The organism is Oleiphilus sp. HI0080, assembly GCF_001635135.1.
The window spans coordinates 1-2,117 of the sequence record NZ_LWFU01000690.1 but is presented as its reverse complement, the minus strand read 5'-3'; the positions used below and the strand labels follow the sequence as shown (position 1 = coordinate 2,117).

Here is a 2,117-nt window from a genome sequence, read left to right as displayed (position 1 = left end):
GTCTCTGAGCAGGGCCTTGGAAGGAGAGTGGGCAGCTTCCGCCTATTACAATCTTGCCACTGATTACGCAGCAACGAGCCGTAACCCTCGCAGAGCCTTGCTGTCTTTGAAGGTTGCACGAGATATCAATCTCGGGGAAGGGCTTTCTGAGGTTGAACTGACAAACCGTATAAATCTCAGTGCGGGAGCGCTGTATCTGGATAACGGTAAGCCAGAAATGGCGAACGAGTTTTTTAACCAAATCGAGATGGACTCTATCTACGTTACGCAAGCGCTCTATTTGTCGGGTCTCGCGAAGAATGAGTTACAGGATTATCGGGGTGCGATCCAGTCTTGGCAGGCAAGTCTGCAATTTGGACTAAGCGCTCCGGGAGTTGCGGAGTCGCTCATTGCTATCCCGCATGCTCAGGCACTTTCTGGGTTTCAGACTCAGGCACTCGAGTCCTACATCAAGGCAAGCAAGCAATTTCTGGACGAACAACAGAATGTTGATAGTTTAATATCAGCAATCGAAGAGTACGGTGCAATCGACGTGCTATTGGAGGAGCGCCCGAAAGCTGACTTACAATGGTTCCTAGACCGATCAACATCGTCCAATACGCAGCGCGCTATTTATCTAAGGTATCTTGCACAAGATTCTCAGCTAATGAGCTTGATGAAAGAATATGCTCAAATCAAATCACTTGATCAAAAGCTGCAGGCAACTGAAAGTCAAATGTCGAGCCTTACTAAAACCTTGAGAACGCAGATCCGCGTGATAGATTCACCGCAAAGCAAACAAAACCTCAAGGTGCTTGAGCAGAAAGTAGCGCAGTTGCATCAACGTATTGAGGGGATCGAATCCGGGTTGAGCGGCGCCAATTTGGCAAAGACGCGTGAATTAGTAACAAGTATTGAAGAAAGACTTTCGTCAGCAAGAGAAAAAGCAACTACGCGTAAATCAGATATAACTGGTCAGCTAAAGGATATTTCTAGAGCTCTCGGCCGAATTTCGGCTTCTCGCAAAGCGTTAAAAGCGTTTAATCGTACCCTTGATACGCTGCTGAGTGACGTTAGTGAGAAAAAACTTTCGTCGCTTAAAAACGATTTTTCTGCTTATTACGAGCAGGCCGAGCTTGGCCTCGTTCAGATTCTTGAAGCGCAAGCACGGTTGCGAACCAAGCGCACCAATTTGTTGGACGCGAGGTATCAATGATCCTGCGCGCTAAATCCTTTGACATGTGTTCAACCCAAAGTGCGCAGAGTGGCTTTATGTTGCTCCGTGGTTGCGCGTTCGTCGTGGCCTGCATTGCCATGTCTTTAGTAGTGGTACCCCATGTTGCAGCAAACGAAAGCTTTACCGTTAATTTTGGTGAAGGTGTAGAGGCGAAGAAAATCGGCGATTTACGTCCTAAAGTGCTTGCCCTGACTAAAAAGCCGGTGCCAGATGTTTCTATAGAGTACGTCATGAAGCGATATCGGGCGCTCTTTGAAAATGCCAGTACGCCAGAAGTCAGGATAGAGGCGTTGGATCGATTAAATAGTTTGAGTGCAAGCTTCGGCATCAATGAAGCAAAGCTTACAGTGGACCCCTATGTCCAAGCTGAGGTCATTCTTGATACCTATCAAAGTATTGTCGACTCAGGAGAGACATATCAGCGGATGGACGAGTTGCTATACCAGACAGCGAAAGCAACCGCGTTCACCGGAGACGTACTTGAATCAATTAAACGCTTGGAGCTGCTAGTCGGCCTCTATCCTAAATCGCCACTGGTTGAGGAAGCTTTATTTCGACTGGCTGAAAACTATTTTGATTTGGCCGAGTTTAGTCGCGCCAAGGAGTTTTATGTAAAGCTGTTAAAGAGTACCAAGGCACCGAGGCTTAGGGCTTTCTCTGAATACAAATTGGCGTGGACGCATTATCGACTTGAGCGTGAAGGTGATGCGTTGTTGTCGCTGTCCGGTTTGTTTGACCAATACCCTGGCGTGTATAACAGCTTGTTTACCACCGACCTAGAAATTATCCCGTTCAAACCAAATGCATATCGTGGTTTTGACTTACCTGCGGAGCCTGGCTTGCTTTCGGACGGAATGCGCCTTTTGGCGCTCCTCAATCAAAATGGCGACCGAATCGCAAA

2 protein-coding genes are annotated in these 2,117 nt (G+C 47.5%); both read left to right on the top strand.

What is annotated here, in order from left to right; genetic code table 11:
- A partial coding sequence (locus A3751_RS22920; protein WP_197466381.1) for a hypothetical protein occupies positions 1-1,195 on the top strand: 1,195 nt, incomplete at its 5' end.
- Between the two features lie 56 nt (positions 1,196-1,251).
- Positions 1,252-2,117, top strand: an 866-nt coding sequence (locus A3751_RS14920) for a tol-pal system YbgF family protein (protein WP_197466380.1), incomplete at its 3' end; no start/stop codon positions are given.